At 71.3% G+C, this 23,169-nt stretch carries 24 protein-coding genes; 13 read left to right on the top strand and 11 right to left on the bottom strand.

The window, feature by feature from the left end; all coding sequences use genetic code 11:
• The first annotated feature begins 87 nt into the window (after positions 1 to 87).
• Positions 88 to 1,083, top strand: a complete 996-nt coding sequence (locus tag ACIO9J_RS34940; RefSeq protein WP_402008421.1) for a TAXI family TRAP transporter solute-binding subunit — start codon at positions 88 to 90, stop codon at positions 1,081 to 1,083.
• A 21-nt stretch (positions 1,084 to 1,104) separates the two neighbouring features.
• Here ACIO9J_RS34940 and ACIO9J_RS34935 read toward each other — a convergent pair whose 3' ends face one another.
• Together ACIO9J_RS34935 and ACIO9J_RS34930 are read right to left on the bottom strand one after the other, a co-directional pair.
• Entirely contained in the window at positions 1,105 to 2,523 is a 1,419-nt protein-coding gene (locus tag ACIO9J_RS34935; RefSeq protein ID WP_402008419.1) for a sensor histidine kinase, read from the bottom strand.
• A gap of 15 nt (positions 2,524 to 2,538) precedes the next feature.
• A complete protein-coding gene (locus ACIO9J_RS34930) occupies positions 2,539 to 3,231 on the bottom strand; it encodes a response regulator transcription factor (RefSeq protein WP_402008417.1) in 693 nt (230 codons plus the stop codon).
• Between the two features lie 272 nt (positions 3,232 to 3,503).
• Between ACIO9J_RS34930 and ACIO9J_RS34925 the strand changes: the two genes are divergently transcribed.
• From ACIO9J_RS34925 to ACIO9J_RS34890, 8 genes are all read left to right on the top strand, one after another.
• Positions 3,504 to 4,283: an amino acid ABC transporter ATP-binding protein gene (locus ACIO9J_RS34925; protein ID WP_055543637.1), complete on the top strand. Its 780-nt coding sequence runs from the start codon at positions 3,504 to 3,506 to the stop codon at positions 4,281 to 4,283.
• A gap of 55 nt (positions 4,284 to 4,338) precedes the next feature.
• Entirely contained in the window at positions 4,339 to 5,172 is an 834-nt protein-coding gene (locus ACIO9J_RS34920) for a glutamate ABC transporter substrate-binding protein (protein ID WP_402008414.1), read from the top strand.
• 113 nt (positions 5,173 to 5,285) lie between these two features.
• Positions 5,286 to 5,954 (top strand): amino acid ABC transporter permease, encoded by a 669-nt coding sequence (locus tag ACIO9J_RS34915; RefSeq protein WP_402008412.1) that lies wholly within the window; start codon positions 5,286 to 5,288, stop codon positions 5,952 to 5,954.
• Positions 5,951 to 6,868, top strand: a complete 918-nt coding sequence (locus ACIO9J_RS34910; RefSeq protein WP_402008410.1) for an amino acid ABC transporter permease — start codon at positions 5,951 to 5,953, stop codon at positions 6,866 to 6,868. The genes ACIO9J_RS34915 and ACIO9J_RS34910 overlap by 4 nt, the downstream gene beginning before the upstream one ends.
• Before the next feature lie 246 nt (positions 6,869 to 7,114).
• Entirely contained in the window at positions 7,115 to 8,848 is a 1,734-nt protein-coding gene (locus tag ACIO9J_RS34905) for an FAD-dependent monooxygenase (protein WP_402008408.1), read from the top strand.
• 162 nt (positions 8,849 to 9,010) lie between these two features.
• Positions 9,011 to 9,058: a hypothetical protein gene (locus ACIO9J_RS34900; RefSeq protein WP_317987190.1), complete on the top strand. Its 48-nt coding sequence runs from the start codon at positions 9,011 to 9,013 to the stop codon at positions 9,056 to 9,058.
• A gap of 80 nt (positions 9,059 to 9,138) precedes the next feature.
• Entirely contained in the window at positions 9,139 to 9,675 is a 537-nt protein-coding gene (locus tag ACIO9J_RS34895) for a cysteine dioxygenase (RefSeq protein ID WP_402008406.1), read from the top strand.
• The gene (locus tag ACIO9J_RS34890; RefSeq protein WP_402008767.1) at positions 9,666 to 10,061 is read left to right on the top strand and encodes a rhodanese-like domain-containing protein; all 396 of its coding nucleotides are present in this window, start codon (positions 9,666 to 9,668) and stop codon (positions 10,059 to 10,061) included. Before ACIO9J_RS34895 ends, ACIO9J_RS34890 begins: the two co-directional genes overlap by 10 nt.
• Positions 10,062 to 10,121: 60 nt before the next feature.
• Here the strand turns inward: ACIO9J_RS34890 and ACIO9J_RS34885 are convergent, their stop codons facing one another.
• The 4 genes from ACIO9J_RS34885 to recA all read right to left on the bottom strand — a co-directional run bounded on the left by ACIO9J_RS34885 (position 10,122) and on the right by recA (position 15,464).
• Complete coding sequence (locus ACIO9J_RS34885; protein ID WP_402008404.1) at positions 10,122 to 12,665, bottom strand: FtsX-like permease family protein; 2,544 nt, start codon at positions 12,663 to 12,665, stop codon at positions 10,122 to 10,124.
• The gene (locus ACIO9J_RS34880; RefSeq protein WP_402008402.1) at positions 12,662 to 13,441 is read right to left on the bottom strand and encodes a helix-turn-helix domain-containing protein; all 780 of its coding nucleotides are present in this window, start codon (positions 13,439 to 13,441) and stop codon (positions 12,662 to 12,664) included. Before ACIO9J_RS34880 ends, ACIO9J_RS34885 begins: the two co-directional genes overlap by 4 nt.
• A 142-nt stretch (positions 13,442 to 13,583) precedes the next feature.
• Positions 13,584 to 14,330: a recombination regulator RecX gene (gene recX, locus ACIO9J_RS34875; protein WP_402008400.1), complete on the bottom strand. Its 747-nt coding sequence runs from the start codon at positions 14,328 to 14,330 to the stop codon at positions 13,584 to 13,586.
• A 3-nt stretch (positions 14,331 to 14,333) separates the two neighbouring features.
• The gene (gene recA / locus ACIO9J_RS34870; protein ID WP_402008398.1) at positions 14,334 to 15,464 is read right to left on the bottom strand and encodes a recombinase RecA; all 1,131 of its coding nucleotides are present in this window, start codon (positions 15,462 to 15,464) and stop codon (positions 14,334 to 14,336) included.
• Positions 15,465 to 15,862: 398 nt separating this feature from the next.
• Here recA and ACIO9J_RS34865 point away from each other — a divergent pair, with 398 nt between their 5' ends.
• Genes ACIO9J_RS34865 through ACIO9J_RS34855 form a run of 3 tightly spaced genes read left to right on the top strand, consistent with a single transcriptional unit; the run spans position 15,863 to position 18,212 of the window.
• Positions 15,863 to 16,717 carry a class I SAM-dependent methyltransferase gene (locus tag ACIO9J_RS34865; RefSeq protein ID WP_402008396.1) on the top strand — a complete coding sequence of 285 codons (855 nt, stop codon included), beginning with the start codon at positions 15,863 to 15,865 and terminating at the stop codon, positions 16,715 to 16,717.
• Positions 16,718 to 16,767: 50 nt separating this feature from the next.
• Positions 16,768 to 17,751 carry an RNA polymerase sigma-70 factor gene (locus ACIO9J_RS34860; protein WP_402008394.1) on the top strand — a complete coding sequence of 328 codons (984 nt, stop codon included), beginning with the start codon at positions 16,768 to 16,770 and terminating at the stop codon, positions 17,749 to 17,751.
• Positions 17,739 to 18,212 (top strand): SRPBCC family protein, encoded by a 474-nt coding sequence (locus ACIO9J_RS34855; protein ID WP_402008392.1) that lies wholly within the window; start codon positions 17,739 to 17,741, stop codon positions 18,210 to 18,212. The genes ACIO9J_RS34860 and ACIO9J_RS34855 overlap by 13 nt, the downstream gene beginning before the upstream one ends.
• Positions 18,213 to 18,260: 48 nt before the next feature.
• On the opposite strand, the gene ACIO9J_RS34850 is transcribed toward ACIO9J_RS34855, so the two are convergent.
• Together ACIO9J_RS34850 and ACIO9J_RS34845 are read right to left on the bottom strand one after the other, a co-directional pair.
• Positions 18,261 to 19,520, bottom strand: a complete 1,260-nt coding sequence (locus tag ACIO9J_RS34850; protein WP_402008390.1) for an AI-2E family transporter — start codon at positions 19,518 to 19,520, stop codon at positions 18,261 to 18,263.
• Between the two features lie 143 nt (positions 19,521 to 19,663).
• Positions 19,664 to 19,858, bottom strand: coding sequence for a DUF3046 domain-containing protein (locus ACIO9J_RS34845; RefSeq protein ID WP_402008388.1), 195 nt, complete (start codon positions 19,856 to 19,858; stop codon positions 19,664 to 19,666).
• A 79-nt stretch (positions 19,859 to 19,937) separates the two neighbouring features.
• Between ACIO9J_RS34845 and ACIO9J_RS34840 the strand changes: the two genes are divergently transcribed.
• On the top strand, positions 19,938 to 20,921 hold the full coding sequence (locus tag ACIO9J_RS34840) for a hypothetical protein (RefSeq protein WP_402008386.1): 984 nt from the start codon (positions 19,938 to 19,940) through the stop codon (positions 20,919 to 20,921).
• A 56-nt stretch (positions 20,922 to 20,977) separates the two neighbouring features.
• Here the strand turns inward: ACIO9J_RS34840 and ACIO9J_RS34835 are convergent, their stop codons facing one another.
• From ACIO9J_RS34835 to ACIO9J_RS34825, 3 genes are all read right to left on the bottom strand, one after another.
• Positions 20,978 to 21,286 (bottom strand): AzlD domain-containing protein, encoded by a 309-nt coding sequence (locus ACIO9J_RS34835; RefSeq protein ID WP_402008384.1) that lies wholly within the window; start codon positions 21,284 to 21,286, stop codon positions 20,978 to 20,980.
• On the bottom strand, positions 21,283 to 22,140 hold the full coding sequence (locus ACIO9J_RS34830) for an AzlC family ABC transporter permease (RefSeq protein WP_402008765.1): 858 nt from the start codon (positions 22,138 to 22,140) through the stop codon (positions 21,283 to 21,285). Before ACIO9J_RS34830 ends, ACIO9J_RS34835 begins: the two co-directional genes overlap by 4 nt.
• A 121-nt stretch (positions 22,141 to 22,261) precedes the next feature.
• The gene (locus ACIO9J_RS34825) at positions 22,262 to 23,113 is read right to left on the bottom strand and encodes an AraC family transcriptional regulator (RefSeq protein WP_402008382.1); all 852 of its coding nucleotides are present in this window, start codon (positions 23,111 to 23,113) and stop codon (positions 22,262 to 22,264) included.
• Between the last annotated feature and the right edge of the window lie 56 nt (positions 23,114 to 23,169).

Genomic DNA, 23,169 nt, shown 5'->3' with positions numbered 1-23,169 from the left:
GTCGTCCCTGACCCCGTCGGCCCACGGGCTCCCGGCCGTACCGTCCGGCCATGGACCGGCGGCGGCCGAGCTGGCAGGATCGCGCGCATGTTCCCGGCACTCCCCCACATCAGCAGGCGCCGCGCGCTCCAGGGCTCGGCCGCGGCGCTCGTGGTGTTCGGGCTGCTGCTGTGGTGGCTGCTGCCCATGGGCGAGAGCTCGCCGAGCGGCCGGGTCACCGTCAGCACGGGCGTGCGGAACGCCGTGTACGAGCACTACGGCAAGCTCTTGAAGACGGCGATCTCCCGGGACATGCCCAAGGTCGACGTCGAGCTCCTCAACAGTGAGGGGTCGCAGCAGAACGTCGAGCGGGTCGCGACCGGCAAGGCCGACTTCACGATCGCCGCGGCCGACGCCGTCGAGAAGTACCGCCTGGAGGGCGCGCCCGGCGCCGACCGCCTACGGGGCTGCGCCCGGCTGTACGACGACTACGTACAGCTCGTCGTACCGCGCTCCTCCGACGTCGACTCCGCGGCGAAGCTGCGGAACCTGCGGGTGGCCGTGGGCCAGGACCGCTCGGGTGTGCGGCTGATAGCGGACCGGGTGCTCGAAGCCGCGGGGCTCGACCCGGCCAAGGACATCAAGCCGGTGGCCGCCGGGATCGACACCATGCCCGAGCTCCTGAAGAAGGGCGAGATCGACGCGTTCTTCTGGTCGGGCGGCCTGCCGACCGATTCCGTGCGCGAGCTCTCCGAAGAGATGCCCATCCGGCTGGTCAAGCTCGGCGGCCTGGTGAACGAACTGCACAAGCAGGGCGGCGCCTCGCGCTACTACAGGGCTGCGACGATGCCCGCCGACGCCTACCCCAGCGCCCAGCAGGGCTCCGCCGTGCCGACGCTCGCCGTGGCGAACCTCCTGGTCACCACGGACCGGGCCGATCCGGAGCTGACCGAGGGGCTGACCCGCTCGGTGATCGACAGTCGCGACCACATCGGCGCGCAGGTGCACGCGGCCCAGCTGGTCGACCTGCGCACGGCCCTCTACACGGACCCCCTGACCCTGCACGAGGGCGCCCGCCGCTACTACCGGTCCGTCAAGCCCTGACCGGTACGGCCGGGCCCTGGCTCACCGGGTCCGTGGCACCGGCTCGCTGCGCGGAACGCTGACGGTCACCTTGAGTCCACGCGGTTCGTGGCGCGCGTACGCGATGGAGCCGCCGCCCGCCGTGAGCAGGGCCCGCGAGATGGACAGGCCGAGGCCGGAGCCCTTCACGTTCTGGTGGCGGTTGCTGCGCCAGAAGCGGTCGCCGACGCGGGCCAGCTCGTCCTCGGTGAGGCCGGGGCCGCCGTCGGTGACCACGACGGTGGTGGTGGCGACGCTGAAGGAGACGGTGACGTGGACCGGCTCGCCCTCGGGCGTGAACTTCAGGGCGTTGTCGATCACCGCGTCCAGCGCGCTGGAGAGGGCCACCGGGTCGGCCCAGCCGGTGGTCGCCGGGCATGTGCCGGTCAGCCGTACCCCGCGCTCGTCGGCCAGCGGGCGCCAGGCCGCGACCCGTTCCGCCGCCAGTTCGCCGATGTCGGTCAGGCTCAGGTCGGCGGCGGCGTGCTCGGCGAGCGCCAGGTCGAGCAGATCGTCGAGGACCTGGGCCAGGCGCTTGCCCTCGGTGCGGACCGAGGCCACCTCCTCGTTGCCCTCGGGGAGTTCGAGGGCGAGCAGTTCGATGCGCAGCAGCAGGGCGGACAGGGGGTTGCGCAGCTGGTGCGAGGCGTCGGCGACGAAGGCACGCTGCTGTTCGAGGACGTCCTGGACGTTGTCCGCCATCTCGTTGAACGACCGGGCGAGGCGCCGGAGTTCCGGTGGTCCGCCCGCGGCAGCGACCCTGGACTTGAGGCTTCCGGTCGCTATGTCGTGCGTGGTCGCGTCGAGGACGCGGACGGGTCGCAGCACCCAGCCGGTGAGCCGCAGGGCGGCGCCGACCGCGAGGAGCATCGCCGCGGACTCGCCGGCGGCGATGAGCAGCCAGCCGCGCAGCGTCTGCGAACGCATGCGCCCGGTGGGCGAGTCGGTGACCACGACGGCGACGACGTCGCCGTCCCTGATGACCGGGGTCGCAACGGCCAGGCGGCCGCGCTGCCACGGCCACACCTGCTCGGGGTCGTGGCTGCCGCGGGACCTGAGGGCCTCCTCGAAGGCGTCCCGCACCTGGCCGCTCCTGGGCAGGAACCAGCTGCCGGGCGCGTGGGCCATCGGGCCGCCGTCGCGGTAGAAGACACCGGCCTCGACGCCGTAGACGTCGTTGTAGAAGTCGAGTTCCTTCTGGAGCGTCTCCCGGCGTTCGTCCGTGTCGCGCACCACCCGCGAACCCGTGGCGCGTTTCGTGACGAACTGGGCGAGTGAGGCGAAGCGCGCCGTGTCGTCGATCCGGTCGACGACCACCTTCTGCTGCTGGGCCGCCGCGACGCTCACCGCGAGCGGGAAGCCGAGCGCGAGCAGGACGCCCGCCATGAGGATGATGAGCAGCGGGAGGAGGCGGGAACGCACCTGTCCTCGCCCGCGCTACGTCGCCGGCGCGACGAGGCGGTAGCCGACGCCGCGCACGGTCTCGATCAGTGCCGGCATGTGCAGCTTGGAGCGCAGGGACGCCACGTGCACCTCCAGGGTGCGGCCCGTCCCTTCCCAACTGGTGCGCCACACCTCGCTGATGATCTGCTCCCTGCGGAACACCACTCCGGGGCGCTGGGCGAGGAGCGCGAGCAAGTCGAACTCCTTGCGGGTCAGCTGGACGACCGAACCGTCCACGCTGACCTGCCGGGTGGGCAGTTCGATGCGTACGGGGCCCAGCCGCAGGTCGCTGCCGCCCCCGGTGGCCTCGGCACCGGCGGACGGCGGGCGCCGGATGACCGCGTGGATGCGGGCGATGAGCTCCCCGGTGTCGTACGGCTTCACTACGTAGTCGTCGGCTCCGAGGTTGAGGCCGTGGATCCGGGAACGGACGTCCGCGCGGGCCGTCACCATGATGACCGGGACCGAGCCCCGCTTGCGGATCTTGCCGCACACCTCGTAGCCGTCCTGGTCGGGCAGCCCCAGATCCAGGAGCACCACTCCGAAGGGCGGTGTTTTCGCGGGCAGGAGGGCCTGGAGTGCTTCTTCGCCGTTGCGGGCGTGCACGACGTCGAAGCCGTGCCTGGCCAGGACCGCGGACAGGGCGGCGGCCACGTGGTCGTCGTCCTCGACGAGAAGCAGTCTCATACGGGCCCCCTCCAGTTCATCCCTCGTTCCGGCCTGCCGGTTATCCGCGCACGCGCACAACGCATCCACGCCGATGGATAAGGACCGCGTCAAGAGGGTTCGGTGCCCGGGTACGTTCCGTTACCCAGCCGGTACGCACACCGTGCACCCTCTTCACACGGTGTGTCCGGTTGCGGCCGGATCGTTATGCTCAATTTCCCCTCAGATGTAATGACGCTGGTCGCACTGGGTTATTACTGTCCTCCCAACCGAGGAGGATGGAGCAACAAGCCGTGACCGAAGTATCGGTGACCAAGGACGCCATACCGCCCGGGGCGGACGACCTGGTCGTGCTGAAGAACGTCAACAAGCACTTCGGCGCTCTGCACGTCCTCCAGGACATCGACCTGACCATCGCCCGCGGTGAGGTCGTCGTCGTGATCGGCCCCTCCGGGTCGGGCAAGTCGACGCTGTGCCGCGCCATCAACCGTCTGGAGACGGTCGAGTCGGGAGAGATCTCGATCGACGGCAAGCCGCTGCCCCAGGAGGGCAAGGAGCTCGCCCGTCTCCGCGCGGACGTGGGCATGGTCTTCCAGTCCTTCAACCTTTTCGCGCACAAGACCGTGCTCGAGAACGTGATGCTGGGCCAGATCAAGGTGCGCAAGACGTCCAAGGCGGAAGCTGAGACAAAGGCACGCGGTCTCCTGGACCGCGTGGGTGTCGCCTCGCAGGCCGACAAGTACCCGGCGCAGCTCTCCGGTGGTCAGCAGCAACGTGTGGCGATCGCCCGCGCGTTGGCGATGGACCCGAAGGTGATGCTCTTCGACGAGCCCACGTCGGCGCTCGACCCGGAGATGATCAACGAGGTCCTCGAGGTCATGCAGCAGCTCGCGCGTGACGGCATGACCATGGTCGTGGTCACCCACGAGATGGGCTTCGCCCGTTCCGCGGCCAACCGCGTCGTGTTCATGGCGGACGGCCGGATCGTGGAAGAGGCCGTGCCGGACCAGTTCTTCAGCAACCCGCGCAGCGACCGGGCCAAGGACTTCCTGTCGAAGATCCTTCACCACTGACGCGCGACGCCCCCCTGCGTCTCACCCTCTCCTGCCGACACAAAGGATGTTCACCATGAAGGTTCGCAAGGTCACCGCGGCGGCCGCCGTCGCGCTCGCCCTCTCCGTCACCGCCACCGCCTGCGGCGGCAAGGACAAGGACGACAACGGCTCCGGCGGGGGCAAGAAGATCACCATCGGCATCAAGTTCGACCAGCCGGGCCTTGGTCTGAAGACGCCGGACGGTTACACCGGCTTCGATGTCGACGTCGCGACCTATGTCGCCAAGGAGCTCGGCTACAGCGCCGACGACATCCAGTGGAAGGAAACCCCCAGCGCGGACCGCGAGACCGCTCTGGAGCGTGGTGACGTCAAGTTCATCGCGGCGTCGTACTCGATCAACGACGAGCGTCAGAAGAAGGTCGACTTCGCGGGCCCGTACCTCCTTGCCCACCAGGACCTCCTTGTCCGGTCCGACGACAAGATCAGCAAGGCCACGGACCTCAACGGCAAGAAGCTCTGCTCCGTGACCGGCTCGACCTCGGCGCAGAACGTCAAGAAGACCATCGCGCCCAAGGCCCAGCTGAAGCAGTACGGCACGTACTCCGAGTGCATCGACGGACTGAACAGCGGCGCCGTCGACGCGCTGACCACCGACGACTCGATCCTCGCCGGGTACGCGGCGCAGGAGCAGTACAAGGGCAAGTTCAAGCTCGCCGGCCTGAAGCTGACCAACGAGAACTACGGCATCGGCATCAAGAAGGGCGACACGAAGCTCAAGGACAAGATCAACAAGGCCCTTGAGAAGATGGTCAAGGACAAGGCCTGGGACAAGGCCGTGAAGGAAAACTTCGGTCCTGCCAACTACAAGAACGACCCCGCGCCGAAGATCGGCGACATCGTCAAGTGACCCAGTCGGGCCGCCCGTTGCGGTAGGCCCCCTGACCGGGCACACGCCGGTACGCCGCCGCACGAACGCGGCGGCGTACCTCGCCATCACCACACGCGAGAGCGCGGGAGATCGTGTTCGACTTTCTTGAAGACTACGACTTGCTCGGAGCCTTCTGGGTAACGGTGAAGCTCACCGTCTACGCAGGCATAGGTTCCTTGGTCTGGGGCACCATACTGGCCGCCCTGCGCGTCAGCCCCGTTCCGGTCATGCGCTGGTTCGGCACGGCCTATGTCAACATCGTGCGGAACATCCCGCTGACCGTCATCATCGTGTTCAGCTCGCTCGGGCTCGCCGACGTCTTCGGCATCACCCTGGGCGCGTCCGACGACTTCGATGCCCTGAGCTTCCGTCTCTCGGTGCTCGGCCTCGGGGCCTACACGGCGGCCTTCGTCTGTGAGGCGGTGCGCTCGGGCATCAACACGGTGCCGCTCGGCCAGGCCGAAGCGGCCCGCGCCCTCGGGCTCAACTTCCGCCAGGTGCTCGGTCTCATCGTGCTGCCGCAGGCCTTCCGTTCCGTGATCGGCCCGCTGACCAACGTCCTGATCGCCCTGACCAAGAACACCACGGTCGCGGCGGCCATCGGCGTCGGCGAGGCAGCGCTGCTGATGAAGGAAATGATCGAGAACGAGGCGCAGTTGCTCCTCATCACCGCGATATTCGCCTTCGGATTCGTGGTCCTGACCCTGCCGACCGGCCTCATACTCGGCTGGCTCGGCAAGCGCCTGGCGGTGAAGCGATGACCTCCGTCCTCTACGACGCTCCGGGCCCCCGCGCCAAACGCCGCAACGTCCTGCTGTCCGTTCTCTTCTTCCTCGTGCTGCTCCTGGGCGCCTGGTGGGCCTGGTCCGCCATGTCCGACAAGGGGCAGCTGGAGTGGGCCAAGTGGCGCCCCTGGCTCGCGGACACCGAAGCCTGGACGACGTATCTGCTGCCTGGGCTCGGCAACACGCTGAAGGCCGCGGGACTCGCCATGGTGATCGCCCTCCCGCTGGGCGCGCTCTTCGGCATCTCGCGGCTCTCCGACCACATATCGGTCCGGGTCCCCTCGGCCGTGGTCGTCGAGTTCTTCCGCGCGATCCCGGTCCTGATCCTGATGGTGTTCGCCAACCAGTTCTACTCGGACTACACCGACATCAGCGTCGAGGAACGCCCGCTGTACGCGGTGGTCACGGGCCTGGTGCTCTACAACGCCTCGGTGCTCGCCGAGATCGTCCGGGCGGGCATCCAGTCGCTGCCCAAGGGCCAGACCGAAGCGGCCAAGGCGATCGGCCTGCGCAAGGGCCAGACGATGACGAGCATCCTGCTGCCGCAGTCCGTCACCGCGATGCTGCCGGCCCTCGTGAGCCAGCTCGTCGTCATCGTGAAGGACACCGCGCTCGGCGGCGCGCTGCTCAGCTTCACGGAGCTGCTCAACGCGCGGAAGACGGCCGCCTCGTACTACGCGAGCGTCATTCCCAGCTTCATCGTGGTCGCGGTGGTCTTCATCGCGCTGAACCTGCTGCTCACCAGCCTGGCGTCCTGGCTGGAGCGCAGGATGCGGCGCTCCAAGAAGAGCACGGGGGCCGTGGTGGGTCCCGGCGCGCTGGATGAGCTGGAGACGGTCGGTCCCAACACGGTCAAGGCACCGGATCACGGTTACGGCGGCGGGGTCTGACTCAAGCTCCGCCAGCCACCGGCTCCACCGGCACAACAGACTCACAGCACAAGAGGCAGCGGCCACGGCGCCGCTGCCTCTTTTTGCTGCCTCTTTCATTTGAGTCGCCAGCTCACGACGACGTCACTTGACGCAAGCACCGGCAATGGGTTGCATACGTTCTGTGATCGTGCACCGGGCTCCAACTGTCAGTTCCTGTACGTACGTCCAGCGCTCCCGGGCCCTTGTGGCGGAAGGGTGCGCGCCGTGGACCCGGTGATCGTCGTCGGCGCCGGGCCCGTGGGCCTCACCCTCGCGCTGGCCCTCTCCCGTCACTCCGTACCCACGGTCGTGCTCGACGAAGGCCCTGGGAAGGACGAGCAGCGGCCCGCGCGGACCGTGGTCCTGCGGGAGGACACCGCGGCGCTCGTGGAGCGGCTCGCCGGTCACTCGTTCGGTGGCCAGGGGTCCGGTGCCCGGTGGGGCGGCTGGCGGTCCCTGCGGCGCAAGCAGCTGATGCGGGAGCTCACGTTCAGTGATGAAGTCCCGGCCCCGTTGCACGTGCCGCAGCACGTGCTGACCGGCGCGCTGCGCGCGGCCATCGCCGACGAGCGGCTGATCAAGGTCGCCGTGGAGAGCAAGCTCGATTCCCTGGAGCAGGACGCCGGCGGACTGACCGCCCACACGCGCGGGCCTAAGGACACCTGGTGGCGCGGCAGTTATCTGGTGGGCTGCGACGGCCCCCGCTCGACGGTGCGCAAGCTGCTCGACATCCGCTTCCCCGGACGTACCGCCGTGGAGCGACACGCCGTGGCCGCGCTCCGCACGGAACTTCCGTGGCCGGGTCAGGCGTTGTTGCATCGGATGCCTCCGTGGCGCGGCGGGGGCACCGAGGTGACGGGCCGCCCGCTCGCCGATGGGGTGTGGCGGCTCGACTGGCTCCTACCGCCGCGCGGCGAACTGGTGACGCCCGACGCCCTCGTCGTGCGGATCAGGGAGACCCTCGCGGGCTGGTGCGAAGGCTCCACACCGCCGTACGAACTGCTCGACACGGGCGTGCACACCGTCCACCACCGGCTCGCCCGCCGGTGGCGGGTCGGCCGTGCCTTCCTCGCCGGGGACGCCGCCCACCTGCTCGGCGCGCTCGGCACCCAGGGGCTCGACGAGGGACTGCGGGACGCCGACAACCTCGCGTGGAAGCTGGCCCTCGCCTGGCACCACGGCGCCCGCGATTCGCTGCTCGACAGCTATCAGGCCGAGCGGCGGGCCGGTGTGGCCGCACGGCTGCGCGCGGCCGACCAGTCGCTGCCGGTGCTGCGCGGCGGGGGCGGCCTCCGCTCGTACGTGCCGGGGACCGCGCGCGGGCACGACACGCTCCTCACGGATGGGCACGTGGGGCGCGGGCCGCTCGGTGCGCCGGTTTCGTACGCCGAGTCGCCACTGGCGCCCGAACCGTCGGACTCGGCGGTGGCGGTCGGCACCGAGCCCGGTGCGCCCATCGCCGACGTGCAGGTCACGGCGCCGGACGGGTCCTTCGTGCAGCTGCGGGACCGGCTCGGGCTCGGGCATTTCCTGGTCGTCCTCGTCGCCCCGGGCACCGTGGTGTGGGAGCGGCGGCACTGGGTCTCCGCCGGGATCATGCCGCGCCTCGCCGCCGCCGTCACGGCGCTGCCGCACCGTGCCGAGCTGCTCGTCGCGGAGAGCTACCCCGGGGCAGCCGCGCATTCCGTGCTGCTCGTACGACCCGACGGGCACCTGGTCACCGCGCTCTCGGGGGTACGCCCCGCCGAGCTGTACGCGGCGGCGGAGGCGGCGCTCGGCGGGGCGGCGTCGACGCGGGGCTCCGGGGCCGACGCGGCGCCGGGGAAGCGGACGGACCGGACGGACCGGTCGGGCGAGCAGACGAGTGCGGCGGGGGCGGCAGGTTCTGTGGGAGGCGCGGGGGCTGCGGGAAGCTCGGGAAGCTCTGGGGCTGGAGGGGGCGCTCGGCCCGGCAAGTGACGGGGTGAGGGTGGGTCCGGCTCACGGTGCGTCCGGCTCGTGGTGAGTCCACCTCCACGCTCCCGCCGACCGCATGCTGAGCCGGAGTTGACCCGCCCCCACCCCCGTGGTCTACTCCGGATCGTGACCGACACCGATGTGCGCCTGTGGCGGAGGGTCCACATGGACCTCGTCCGCTACGCAGGCTGCGTGTGTCACCCGTCCTGCTGAATTCGCATCCTTCTTCCTTCGCGCCGGACCGCTCTCTGCTGTCCCGTCGCGCGCTTCCGCGAACTCCCAGGACGGTCACCGTGTCACCTTCTGTTCCCGCCGCCACGACGCCCGCGCGTGCCGCCGCGCCCACCTCCGCCGAACTCCTCGACTTCGTCCGCCGTACCGCCGCCGACGCCGAGCTCGTCGCCTCGCTGCCGCTCGATCCGGAAGGCCGCACCTGGGTGCGTCTCGAAGGGCCCGGGGGCAGCGAAGCCTGGCTGATCGGCTGGCCGCCCGGGACCGGCACCGGCTGGCACGACCACGCGGAGTCGGTCGGCGCCTTCCTCACCGCGGCGGGCACCCTCAAGGAGAACGCGCTCGCCGTACGACTGCCCACCGACGGCTGGAAGACCCTGGAACTCTCCGAAGGGGTCGACAGGGAGCGCCAGTTGGCGGCCGGTCAGGGCCGTGCCTTCGGCCGCAATCACGTCCACGAGGTGCTGAACGAGTCCACGACCGAGCACGCCGTCTCGGTGCACGCCTACTACCCCCCGCTGCCACAGATCCGCCGCTACAGCCGCACCGGCGAGGTGCTCCGCCTGGAGTCCGTGGAGCGCCCGGAGGACTGGCAGTGAGCGAACGCCCCATAGGCATCGACGAGTTGCTGGAGCGCGTCCGCGCCGACCTCGACCGGGTCACTCCCCAGGAGGCGTACGGCAGCGCCGAGGCGGGCGGACTCCTGGTCGACATCCGGTATGCGGCACTGCGCGAGCGGGACGGGCTGATCCCCGGCGCGCTGGTCGTCGAGCGCAACGAGCTGGAGTGGCGCCTCGACCCGCAGGGCAGCCACCGCGCACCGGAGGCCACCGGGCACGATCTGCGGGTCGTCGTGATCTGCAACGAGGGATACGCGTCGAGCCTCGCGGCCGCCTCCTTGCGGCAGTTGGGGCTCACCCGCGCGACCGACCTGATCGGCGGCTTCCAGGCGTGGCGGGCTGCCGGGCTTCCCGTAACGACCTGACCGCAAGAGTGGGCGCCCCCTCCACTTGGGTAAGGGGCGTCCACCATTGCGTACCGCCCCTTACTCCTTGGCGGTTGCCACCGTGACGGGGAGCGGCCTCAGCGCGGCGCGGCCAGGCAACGCGGTCGCGGCCAGGGCGAGCAGACCGGCGACGGCGACCACGGCGACGTACACCAGCGGGGTGACCGACGGTGCCGCGCTGCCCGTCATGCCGACGCTGAACGCGGTCAGGACGGCGAGCGCCACACCGCTGCCGAGCGCCGTGCCGATGAGCAGGACCGAGAGCGCCTCGGTGCGCAGCATCCGCAGGACCTGGCGGCGCGTGGCCCCCGCGAGGCGCAGCATCGCGAACTCACGGATGCGTTCGGAGACGGACATCGCGAGGGTGTTGACGACGGCGATGGCGGTGAAGGCCAGGACGAGGCCCATGGCCAGGTAGTTCACCTCGGCGTTCTGCTGCTGGCGAGCCGCTTGCAGATCGTCGACGGCGGCCGGGGCGAGGACCCGTACGCCCGGGAACTTCCGGACGTCCGCCGCGAGTTGTTCCTGCGTACGGTCGCTCTTGACGAGGACCGTGGCGGCGAGCGGGTTGTCGACGTGGCGGGCGACCAGGTCGTGCGCCATGGTCAGGTCACCGAACCCGAGCCCGCGTGCGTAGACGGCGCGCACGGTGAGCTCGGCCTTCGTGCCGTCCCCGAGGGTGAACTTGAGGGTGCTGCCCGGCTTCAGACCGAGCCGGTCGGCGGCGAGTTCGCTCACGGCGACGCTGTGCTCGCCGAAGCCCTTCAGGGATCCCTCGGTGACATCGGGGTCCCAGGTCCGGGTGAGGCCTTGGGGCGTGACGCCCTGCGCCGGGTACTTGTCGAGCCCGACGCGCACCGTCGTGCGGACGACCTCGGTGGCGGCGTCGACGCCTTCGGCCGTACGCAGCTTCCGCGCGGCCTCGGCCGGGACACCCGGGCCCTGCGCGGCGAGCGCCCAGTCGGCGTGGACGCCGTCGCGGGCCTGGGCGCGGGCCGCGTCGCCGAGGGTGGGCTGGACGAAGAGCACGGTGCAGGTCATGCCGGTGAGCAGCGCGAGCGGGGTGACGACGGCGGCCATCCGGGCCGCGTTGCCGCGCAGGTTGGCGTGGGCGAGCTTGCCGCCGGGTCCGGTCAGCCGGAGCGGGCCGCGCAGCAGGGCTGCCGCCGCCCGGACGACCAGCGGCCCGAGCAGCGCGATGGCGCAGGCGAAGACCACAACGGCCAGGAAGGTGACGGGAGTCGATGCGGCCTCGGTGCGCAGCACGCTCAGCACGGCGACCAGGACGATGCCACCGGCGAGCAGGACGAGACCGGCGATGATGCGGCTCCAGGCCGGCCGGTCAGGTTCGAGTCGCGCCTCGGCGAGCGCTTCGGCCGGGCGGATCCGGACGATGCGGCGCCCGGCGATGCGGGCGGCGGCCCAGGCGCCGAGCAGGGTCGCGGCGAGGGCGGCGAGGGGCGGGAAGACGCTGACGGTCCGCTCCAGCGTGGCGGGCACGGCGCCCATGTCGATGAACCGGCCGTGCAGCCAGCCGCCGAGCGGTATGCCGGCGAGCGCACCGACGACACCGGCGACGGCGCCGACCAGCAGGGCCTCGCGGCCGAGGAGCCGGCGGATCTGCCGTGGTGTGGCGGCGATGGCCCGCAGCAGTGACAGTTCGCGGTGGCGCTGCTGGACGGAGAGGGCGAAGGTGCCGACGACCACGAGGAGGGCGACGAGCAGGGACGTGCCGCCCATCGCGCCGCCCATGCTGACGAGCTTGATTCGGGCGCCCGCCGCGTCGAGGAACTCCACGGGGCCACGGTCCGCCCCCGCGCTGACCTGCGTGGTCGTGCCGTCGACAGCCTGCTCGACGGCCTGTTCGAGCGCGGCGGGGTCGGTGCCGTCGGCCGGGATCACGCCGAAGGCGGTGACCTTGCCGGGGTGCGCCGCGAGCCGCTCGGCCTCAGCCGAGGAGAAGAAGAGCGAGGTCTGGTGGGACAGCTCGCCCCGCTCGGGCGCGGCGATCCCGGTGACGCGGTAGCTGCGCGGGCTCTGTGTCGACTGGACGGCGAGTCGGTCGCCGGGCTTCAGCCCCGCGCGGTCGGCGAGACCGCGGTCGACGACGAGGTCGTGCGCCGCGCGCGGCGCCTTGCCGTCGACGAGACGGAAGGGAGTCAGCGCGGCGGACTTCCAGGCGTGGCCGTACGAGGGCCCGCCGTCGTCCCCTGCGGCGGCGGGCGTCAACGGCTGCGCGAGGAAGGTGAGTTCGGGCACGACGGCACCGACGCCCGGTGCCGCCTTCAGCCGGTCCCCGATGTCCTGGGGCAGCCAGGCGCGTTCGGCGATCGGTTTCGCCTTGTGTTTGACCTTGGTCTTGCCCTTCTTGTGCTTGACCGTGGTCTGGTGGACGTTCTGGTCGGCGGAGACGATCACGGGGGCGGCGGCGTAACGCTCGGTCTTGATGGTGCCGCGCAGCCCGGTCTCCAGAAGGGTGCCGCAGGCCGTGATGAGGGCGGCGGCGCACATCAACGCGAGGAAGGCGCCCAGGAATCCGCCCTTGCGGTCCCTGACGGTCTGCAGTGCGTAGCGCAGCATCATGAGGTCTGGGTCTCTTCTCGGTTGTCGGCGCGGGGCGCGGGAGCCGTCGGCGCGGGGAAGGCCAGGAGCCGGGTGAGCACGGTGCGGGCATCGGCCGGAGTGTCGGCGTCAGGCCGCTTGTAGCGGTTGAGCAGCGCGATGTACTCCTCGAAGAACGCGCGGAGCTCGGGCAGGGTCAGCCGGATCGAGCCGCGCGAGTACGGGAACGCGTCGGCCCACTCGCCGAGTTCACCTGCGCCCTGCTGCTTCAACTGCTCGAAGAGTTCGAGGTCCGCGGTGTACGAGAGGTGGTCGAGCTCGTCCATGACGAGCCGCACCTCGGGGCTCTGCCGGCTGCGCGGCGGGAAGCGCCGGTCGCCAGGGACGGCCCGCCACCAGCGCTCGCGATGCCCTCGCCCCGGCCCACTCGTCTCCTCGACGAAGCCGTAGCGGGCGAGTTCGCGCAGGTGGTAGCTGGTGGCGCCGGTGTTGAGGCCGAGCGCCCTGGCGAGCGTCGCCGAGGTGGCGGGACCGTGCACGGTGAGGTGCTGAAGCATCCGCTGCCTGCGCGGCTGCGCGAGCGCCTTGAGTACGCGGAGGTCGCTGAGCTCTTCGGGGACGGGGGCCGAATCGGGGGCCTGTGCCGGAGCCGGAGCGGGCGCCGCCAGAGCTGGAGCGGGCGCCGCCGGATCCGGTGTCGCCGAAGCCGGAGCCGGTGTCGGCGCTGAAGGCCGCCGCGGGTCCGACGCCGGAGCGCCGGACCGCGCCGCGTCAGTGGTGCCGGGTTCCTGTGCCATGCGTACACAGTCGTCTGTGCACAGGTTCCTGTGCACTGTGGTGACCCGGCGTCTCCGCAGGGGGGTTAACCCCCCTGCGTGGAAGGCGCGTTGGGATACGTGGCCCGTCGCGGGCCGCCCCACCCCCGTGGGAGCGGCCCGGTCAGAACGCCTCGTATCCCAAGTCCTCGGTTTCCTCGCCCTCTTCTTCCAGGGCCTTTCGGACCACGCGGAGCGCCATGCCCTCCGAATAGCCCTTGCGGGCGAGCATGCCCGCGAGGCGACGCAGGCGCTTGTCGCGGTCGAGCCCCCGGGTGGAGCGGAGCTTGCGGGCGACCAGCTCGCGCGCGGTCTCCTCCTCCTGCTCGGGGTCGAGCTGCCCCACGGCCTCGTCGATCAGCGTGGAGTCCACGCCCTTGGTGCGCAGCTCCCGCGCGAGCGCCCGCCGGGCCAGACCCCGGCCGTGGTGCCGGGACTCCACCCAGGCGTCCGCGAAGGCGCTGTCGTTGATCAGACCGACCTCTTCGAAGCGGGAGAGCACTTCTTCCGCCACCTCGTCGGGGATGTCCCGCTTGCGCAGCGCGTCCGCCAACTGCTTGCGCGTGCGAGCGGTTCCGGTGAGCAGCCGCAGACAGATCGCCTTCGCCCGCTCAGCCGGATCCCCTGTCGACTGCTCTCCCTTCTCGGCCCTCGACGAGGAGGGGGGGCCGCTGTCCTGGTGGCCGTCGAAACCACCGCGCCGTCGACGCCGCCGGCCGCCGCGACCGCCGCCGTCCCCGGAGCCGTCCTCTCCGAAGCCGCCGCCCTGACCGTGGTCGCCCTGATCCACACCGCCCCCGTGGTCCCGCCCCGCGGCGCCGGGGCGGCTTTCGGGGGCGGTGTGGTCCGCCCAGTCGGTTCGTCGCGTCACGGACTAGCTCTTGGCCGCCGCGGTCTTGGACTTGGTGGCCTTGGCCGCCGGTGCGGGGACCGTCTTGGCCGCCGCGTCCTCGGCCGGGGCCGTGCCCGCCGCGTCCGTCGTGGCCGGCTCGGCGGCCGGAGCCTCCGGCTTCACACCGACGCCCAGCTTCTCCTTGATCTTCTTCTCGATCTCGTCGGCGAGATCGGGGTTGTCCTTCAGGAAGTTACGGGCGTTCTCCTTGCCCTGGCCGAGCTGGTCGCCCTCGTACGTGTACCAGGCGCCGGCCTTGCGGACGAAGCCGTGCTCCACGCCCATGTCGATCAGGCCGCCCTCGCGGCTGATGCCCTGGCCGTAGAGGATGTCGAACTCGGCCTGCTTGAAGGGCGGCGCGACCTTGTTCTTGACGACCTTGACGCGGGTGCGGTTGCCGACCGCGTCCGTGCCGTCCTTGAGGGTCTCGATGCGGCGGATGTCCATGCGCACCGAGGCGTAGAACTTCAGCGCGCGGCCACCGGTCGTGGTCTCCGGCGAGCCGAACATCACGCCGATCTTCTCGCGGAGCTGGTTGATGAAGATCGCGGTGGTCTTGGACTGATTGAGCGCGCTGGTGATCTTCCGGAGCGCCTGGCTCATCAGGCGGGCCTGGAGACCCACGTGCGAGTCACCCATCTCGCCCTCGATCTCCGCGCGCGGCACCAGGGCGGCGACGGAGTCGATGACGATCAGGTCGAGGGCGCCGGAGCGGACCAGCATGTCGACGATCTCGAGGGCCTGCTCGCCGTTGTCCGGCTGGGACAGGATGAGGTTGTCGATGTCGACGCCGAGCTTCTTCGCGTACTCGGGGTCGAGGGCGTGCTCCGCGTCCACGAAGGCCACCGCGCCGCCCGCCCGCTGGGCGTTGGCCACGGCGTGCAGCGTGAGGGTCGTCTTACCGGAGGACTCCGGTCCGTACACCTCCACCACACGGCCGCGGGGGATGCCGCCGACGCCGAGCGCGACGTCGAGCGCGGTCGACCCGGTGGGGATGACCTCGATGGGGTCGTTCGGCCGCTCGCCCATGCGCATCACTGCGCCCTTGCCGAATTGCCGTTCAATCTGTGCGAGCGCGGCGTCGAGCGCCTTCTCGCGGTCGGTTCCTGCCATGGGTTCCACCCGATTTGCTTGTGTCGATCGCTTCACGTCAAAGACGCTAACGCCTGCCACTGACAATCCGCCCCGACGCCCGTCCAGCCTGTGGATAACTCGAGGCAATCCCTCACCGAAATCCTCCGGAGCCTGCCAGGGATCAACCCGCCCAGCCCCGGAAAATCGCCGCCGGACACCCCATGAGAATGGATGTTCGATTTTAGTGTCAAGCGCACCACGCTGCGAGTCGGCACCCTCACCCGACGGGCTCTCCCTCGCCTCCCCGACGGCTCTCCCCCACCTCCCGACGGGGCCGGACAGCCCCTCACCGACGCCACCACGGCGGATACTGACGACCGGCGGCCCCGGCCGACCTGCCCGAAGAGCCCCACGCAGCCGAAGGACGGTGAACGGACATGGACGCCGAATGGAAGTGGGACGAGACCCTCTTCTCCGGTGCCGCCGCCTACTACCGGCGCGGCCGCCTCCCCTACGCCCCCGGCCTGGCCGACGCCCTCACCGAGACCCTGGCGCTCGACGGACACGGGCGCCTGCTCGACGTGGGGTGCGGCCCCGGCACCGTCGCGCTGCCCCTCGCCCACTCGTTCGACGAGATCGTCGGCGTGGACCCCGACGCCGGGATGCTCACCGAGGCCGCGCGCGACGCCGCCTCGGTGGGGGTGGCCGACAAGGCGCGCTGGGTGCGGGTCCGGGCCGAGGAGCTGCCCGCGGGGCTCGGCACGTTCACCGTCGCGGCCTTCGCGCAGTCCTTCCACTGGATGGACCGCGACCTGGTGGCGGCGGCGGTCAGGGGCATGCTCCGGCCCGGCGGAGCGCTGGTGCACATCTCGGACCTGAAGACGGAGGACCTCTCCGTAGGCGGCCTTCCGCATCCGGCGGTGCCCCAGGACGCGATCGCCGGACTGGTGCGGCGCTACCTGGGTCCCGTCCGGCGGGCCGGCCGCGGCGTACTCCCACACGGGACTCCGGGCGGCGAGGCCGCGGTGTTCGCGCGGGCGGGCCTCCACGGCCCCCAGCGCCTCGTCGTGCCCGCCGGGCAGGCACTTGAACGCACCGTCGACGACGTCGTCGCGTCGGTGTTCTCCCTGTCGTCATCGGCCCCGCACCTGTTCGGCGGGCGCCTCGACGCCTTCGAAGCGGAGCTGCGCCGACTGCTGGGGGCGGCGTCCCCGTCGGGCCGCTTCTCCGAGCGCCGCCCGAGCACCGAGGTCTTCATCTGGCGCAAAAGCCCCCCGGGATACGCGGTGTGAACTGAATCACAGCCGCTGACTGTCACGGTTCGCCGGTCCGCCGTGTCTCGATGGGCGGCCGAAGAGAGGAGCCGGGTGTGAAGCCGAACCGCCGAGATGCCGGCGCGGACGCGGCGGGCGTGAGCGAGGGGCGGGCCACGACTGAGGACGCCTTCACCGAACACCGTCCGCTGCTGTTCACCATCGCCTACGAGATCCTGGGCAGCGCCGCCGACGCCGAGGACGTGCTCCAGGAGAGCTATCTGCGGTGGAGCGCGGTGGACCAGGACAGCGTGGAGCACGCGCGTGCGTACCTGGTCCGGGTGGTGACCCGGCAGTCCCTCAACCACCTGCGCGCGGTCCGGGCCCGGCGCGAGGAGTACGTCGGCACCTGGCTGCCCGAGCCGATCCGCACCGCGCCCGAGGTGAGTGAGGACGCGATCCTCGCCGAGTCGGTGTCGATGGCCATGATGCTCGTCCTGGAGACGCTGAACCCGACCGAGCGCGCGGTGTTCGTCCTGCACGACGTCTTCGGCTACACCCACGGCGAGATCGCCGCTTCGGTGGACAGGAACGAGGTCTCCGTCCGGCAGATCGCCCACCGCGCCCGTCGGCACGTGCACGCGCGGCGCCGCCGTTTCGAGCCCGATTCCGATGCCGGGCAAGAGATCGCCCAGCGATTCCTGCGGGCGGCCTCGACCGGCGAGATCCAGTCACTGATGGATCTGCTGGCGCCCGACGTCGTGCAGATCTCCGACGGCGGCGGCAAGGTCGTCGCCGCCCGCCACCCGATCTCCGGCCGCGCCGAGGTCGCACGGTTCGTCCTCGGCGTGATCCGGAACACCACTACGGCGACCCACGCCGAACCCGCCACCTACAACGGCATGCCCGCGGCCCGGTTCGTCACCGACGGAGAACTCGACTGGCTGGTCGCGTTCGAGATCCACGAGGGCCTGATCACCGGCCTCTACGGCGTGCGCAACCCGGACAAGCTGCACCGCACCGAGATGGTGCTCCCACTCGACAGAGGAGGTCGCCAGCCATGGAAACCATGACTGTGGAACGCGTCATCGCCGCCCCCATCGAAGACGTGTTCACCTGGCTCACCACGACCACCCACTACACGAATTCACCCCTGGTGCTGCTCTGCCGCCTGGCCAAGCGCGGCGAAGGCGCTCCCTACGGAGTGGGCGCCGTCCGCAACCACCTCTGGCTGATCGGCTGGTTCCGGGAGCGCATCACGCGGTACGACCCGCCGTACGCCACGGAGTACGTCGTGGAGCGCAGCCTGCCGCCGGCGCGGCACGAGCTCGGCCGCATGACGTTCGAGGAGGTCGAAGGAGGCACCCGGGTGTGCTGGACCACCCGCGCCGAGATCCTCGCCCCGTTGGTCGGCCCGTTCCTCACCCGGCGTCTGGCGCGGCCGATCATCACCCGCACCTTCGGCAACATCCTCGAAGCCGCGGACACCGCGCTGACACGCACCACCCGTCAGGACACGGCGCCCACTACGTAGTGGGCCCGCTGCTTCGTAGGAGGCCCTGCCGCTTCAGGGCGGGCCCTACTACTTCGGCCCGCCCTCCGACTCCGCAGGGGCCGCCGGATGGTTCGGCCCGCGCAGGGCACGCCGCACGCGCGCGACGAGGGGGGCGCCGCCGCGGCGACGGTGGCCGTGCACCCGGGGGTCGTCCGTGACGTCGTACCGCTTCACGTACGCCCCGAGGAACGCCTGCAACGTCGCGACGGCCGGGATCGCGATGAGCGCCCCGACCGCGCCGAGCAGGGCGGTGCCCGCGATGACCGAGCCGAAGGCGACCGCCGGGTGGATGTCCACGCTCTTGGCGGTGAGCTTCGGCTGGAGCACGTAGTTCTCGAACTGCTGGTAGACCACTACGAAGACCAGCACCCAGAGCGCGTACCAGGGGTCGACGGTGAAGGCGATCAGCATCGGCAGGGCGCCCGCCAGGTACGTGCCGATGGTCGGGATGAACTGGGAGACCAGGCCCACCCAGACGGCGAGCACGGGCGCGTAGGGCACGTTCAACGCCTGGAGCAGGATGTAGTGCGCGATCCCGGAGATCAGCGCCATCAGACCGCGCGAGTACAGATAGCCGCCGGTCTTGTCGACCGCGATCTCCCAGGCCCGCAGCACCTCGGCCTGCTTGGCGGGCGGTAGCACCGAGCACAGGGCGCGGCGCAGCCGTGGCCCGTCGGCCGCGAAGTAGAACGAGAAGAGCAGGATCGTCAGGAGCTGGAAGAGCCCCCCGAGCACCTGTGCGGACACGTCCAGGACGCCGGTGGCGCTGTTCTGCACGTACTTCTGGAGCCAGTCGGAGTGGACCAGGCTGTCCTGGACCTCGACGCGGGAGAGGTCCGTGTGGAAGGTCTGGTTGATCCAGCTGATGACCTTGTCTAGGTAGTCGGGGAAGTCCTCGACCATGTCCACGATCTGGCCCGCGAGCATCGACCCCATCAGCGTGACGAAGCCCGCGCTCGCGATCACGACGCTCAAGAAGACGATGAAGGTGGCGAAGCCCCTGCGCAGTCCGCGCGCGGCCATCCAGCTCACCGCGGGTTCGACCGCGAGGGCCAGGAAGAACGCGATCAATACGTTGATCAACAGCCCGGTCAGCTGGTGAAAGGCCCAACTGCCCAGCTGGAAACAGGCGATGAGCGCGAGGGCCAGCACCATGGCACGGGGCAGCCAGCGCGGCATGCGGGCGCCACGGCCCGCTTCGGCCCCGGCGGGGGGCTGCGCGGGCGGCGTCGTGCCGAGTGGAGCGCTGTCCTGAGTGACCTGCACGGTCTCGTCGGTGGGTGCCACGGTGCCAGTCTCGCCCACTCCGACGGCATTCCGCCGCCACCCTCGTCAGTCGGCACCCGCTTCACGCGCGCGTGAGACGGGATTCATGGCCTCCCTTCACGCGCGCGTGAAGCGGGTTTCATGGGATTCGGGCCGCCCCGGAGTCAGCGCTTGTCGGCCGGCACGTCCATCGACGTACAGACCGCGCGCCAGACGTCCTTGGCCTCCCAGCCCGCGTCCAGCGCCTGATGGACCGTACGCCCGCCGAGCTCAGCCATCACGTGATCGCGCGCGAAGGAGTCGGCGTACCCCGCTCCGAAGTGAGCCGCCATCCGCTGCCAGAAGACCGTCAACCGCATGCCTCCAGTATCGCGCCCCTGAGAGTGCAGCCGGGCCCAGGGGGCTTGCCGAGAACGCTTTCCGTCCTACGGTCGGAACATGGCCGAAACCGGAGCATCCCCCGACCCCGTGCCCTCCCCCGACGCGGCGCTCTCCCCGGTCGCCCGCGCCGAGCACTTCGTCTGGCTCACCGCGCGCGTCCTGGAGCAGCGACGGTTCGCGTACCACTTCCGCCAAGGCGGCGCAGGCTCCGCGGACGCCGAGGGCGACCGGGCCGCCGACGCGGTCGAGGCCGCCCTGTCCGCGTACGCCACCGACGACGGCGGATACGGCTACGCGCTGGAACCCGACCTGCGTGGCCCCGTCAGCCAGCCGCTGCACGCCGGGCACGCGCTGCGCGTGCTGGACTCGATCCGGCGCTGCGGCGGGCAGCGGGTGGAGCGCGTGTGCCGCTATCTGACGTCCGTCTCGACGCCGGACGGCGCCCTTCCTGCGATTCATCCCAGCCAACGCGGCTATCCTTCGGCACCGTTCGTCCCGATCGTGGACGATCCCCCCAGCGAGCTGCTCGCCACCGGCCCCGTGGTGGGCCTGCTGCACCGCAACGAGGTCTGGCACGCCTGGCTGTTCCGCGCCACGGACTTCTGCTGGGCCGCCGTCGAATCGCTGGAGAAGTCGCATCCGTACGAGGTGCAGGCGGCTGTCGCCTTCCTCGACGGCGCGCCCGACCGCCCGCGCGCGCAGGCGGCGGCCGACCGGCTCGGCCGCCTCGTGCGCGAACAGCGCCTCGCGGCACTGGACCCCTCCGGTCTGGACGCCTGGCCGGTGGCAGCTGGCTACGCGCCGGGCGAGCACCACTTCCCGCACGACTTCGCGAAGGCCCCCGAGTCCCTCGCGCGCGCGTGGTTCACCGACGACGAGATGGAACGCTCGCTGGACTTCCTCGAAGGGGACCAGCGGGCCGACGGGGGCTGGCCGGTCCGCTGGCGGCAGTGGGCGCCGGGCACGGCCCTGGAGGCGCGGCCGATGGTGACCATCGAGGCGCTGCGCACGCTGCGGGCGTACGGGCGGTCCATCGGCTGAGCGGCGCGTCGTCCGATGTTCGCGGTCCGAGCCTCGGCCGAGAGCTGGCGGCCGGGTCAGCCCGTCAGCGCCCGCAGTCCGGCCGTGACGGCGACGGCCGCCGCGATGACGACGAGGAACGGCGCGCGCAGCAGCAGCGCCACGGCCGCCGCGGCCAGCCCTGCCGCCCTGGCGTCCAGGACGAGCTCCCGCCCGTCGGCGAAGGCCTGCTGGGCCGTGAGCGCCGCCAGGAGGGCCACGGGGAGCAGGGCAGCCAGACGTCTGACGAGCGGGCGTTCCAGCGCGCCCGCGGGGACCAGCAGTCCGGCGAGCTTGACGAGGTAGCAGCCGACGAAGGTCAGACCGATCGCGATCCAGATGCTCAACGGGATTCCTTCTGTGGATCGTTGTCGGTCTGCGGAGTGCTGTCAGCCTGTGGGGTGCTGTCGGCTTCTGGATCGTTGTCGGTCGCCGCGTCGACCCCGCCGCCGGTCCGCACGCTGCCACCGGCCCCGTCGCCGTCCACGCGAGCCTTACGGCCCTCTACGTAGAGCACGGCCGGCGCCGCGAGGGCCGCCACCAGGACCGGTACGCCGCCGGGCAGCACGGGCAGCAGACCGAGCCCCAGGACCACGGCCAGGGCCGCGGCCGCGCGCTCCCTCGCCGTCCGCAGCATCGGCGCGAGCAGCGCGAGGAAGACCGCGGGCCCTGCCGCGTCGAGCCCCCAGGCGTCGGTGTCACCGATCGCCTCGGCGCCCAGCGCGCCGAGCAGCGTGGTGAGGTTCCACAGCACGTAGAGGCTGATCCCGGTGACGGTGAAGCCGATGCGGGCGCTGCGGCGGGTGGGCTGGGCGAGGGTGACCGCCGTGGTCTCGTCGATGACCCAGTGGGCGGCGAACGGCCGTACCGCGCGCGGGAGGGCCAGCACCTGTGAGAGCCGCAGCCCGTAGAAGGCGTTGCGCACACCCAGGAAGAAGGCGCCCGCGGCGGCCGTGAACGGGTTCCCGCCGCCCGCGAGCGCGCCGACCAGGGCGAACTGCGAGGCACCGGTGAACACCAGGAGGCTGAGCACACAGGTCTGCAGCACGGTCAGGCCACCGCCTGCCGAGGTCACTCCGAAGGCGAAGCCGGAGAGTCCGACGGCGACTCCGACGCCGAGCCCGTCCCGGACGACGGCCGCGTCCGGTTTCGGTTCCGCTGGCTCGCCCGCATGCACGCCCGCACGCTCGCCCGCGTGCACGCCCGCACGCTCGCCCGCGTGCACGCCGGCACGCTCGCCCGCCCGTTCATCAGCTGGTGGAACGGCCTCGCACTGTTCGCCCGCGCCCGGCGGGATCGTCTGTTCTGGCACGCACCGGACGCTACGAGGGGACGGATGACAGGTCTTGTACGTTCTTGCGCTCGCGCTGGTACGCCCCAGGGGGCACCCCGACGATCCGGGTGAAGTGCCGGTTGAGGTGCGGCTGGTCGGTGAAGCCCACGGCGACGGCCGCGTCGGCGGGCGACGTGCCCGCGTCCAGGAGGCCCCGCGCGCGGCGCACCCGCGCGTCGGTGAGCCAGGCGTGCGGCGGCATCCCGTAAGCCTCGCGGAAGGCGCGCAGCAGGGCGAAGGGGCTGACGCCGAACTCGGTGGCGAGCTGTTCGAGGCTCGGCGGGGCGACGAGCCGCTCCGTGAGGACGGCACGCGCGCGTGCCGCCGTGCGCGCGCCCGCGGTGCGCACGGTCCGCTGCGGCAGGCGCCCGCCGTTCTGCCGCAGCAGCCGGGTCACCGCCACGCGCAGGAGCGTGTCCGCGGCGAGCGCGTTGCCCTCCTCGGCGGCCCGCAGCACCCGGTGGACCAGAGCCACGGCATAGGGATCGTCGAGCACCGGGCGGACGAAACCAGGGGTGCCGCGGATGCCGGTGGTCTCCGCGGCGATGGCGGTGACCAGCTCGGGCGCCGGGTAGACCGCCCCGTACCGCCAGCCCTCGGGCACCCCGGCCCGCCCGGTGTGCGCGGTGTCGGGGTTGATCAGGGCGAGGGCGCCGGGCCCCGCGGCCTGCTCGCCGCCGCCGTGCTGGAAGACGTCGACGCCCTCGGCGATCGCGGCGATCACGAAGTGCTCGTGGGTGTGCCGGACGAACGTCTTGTGTATGTAGCGGGCCTGCAGCAGGTCGACGCCGGGCAGCTCGGCGTACCGCCAGTGCCGTGCCTGCTCCGCCGAACCCGCCATGCCCCCATTCTGCGCCGTCCGTGCGCCGCGCTCACCGCAATTTCGCAGGTGGACGC

Source organism: Streptomyces sp. NPDC087300 (genome assembly GCF_044744425.1).
Classification (GTDB): domain Bacteria; phylum Actinomycetota; class Actinomycetes; order Streptomycetales; family Streptomycetaceae; genus Streptomyces.
This window is presented reverse-complemented; position numbering and strand designations above follow the sequence as displayed.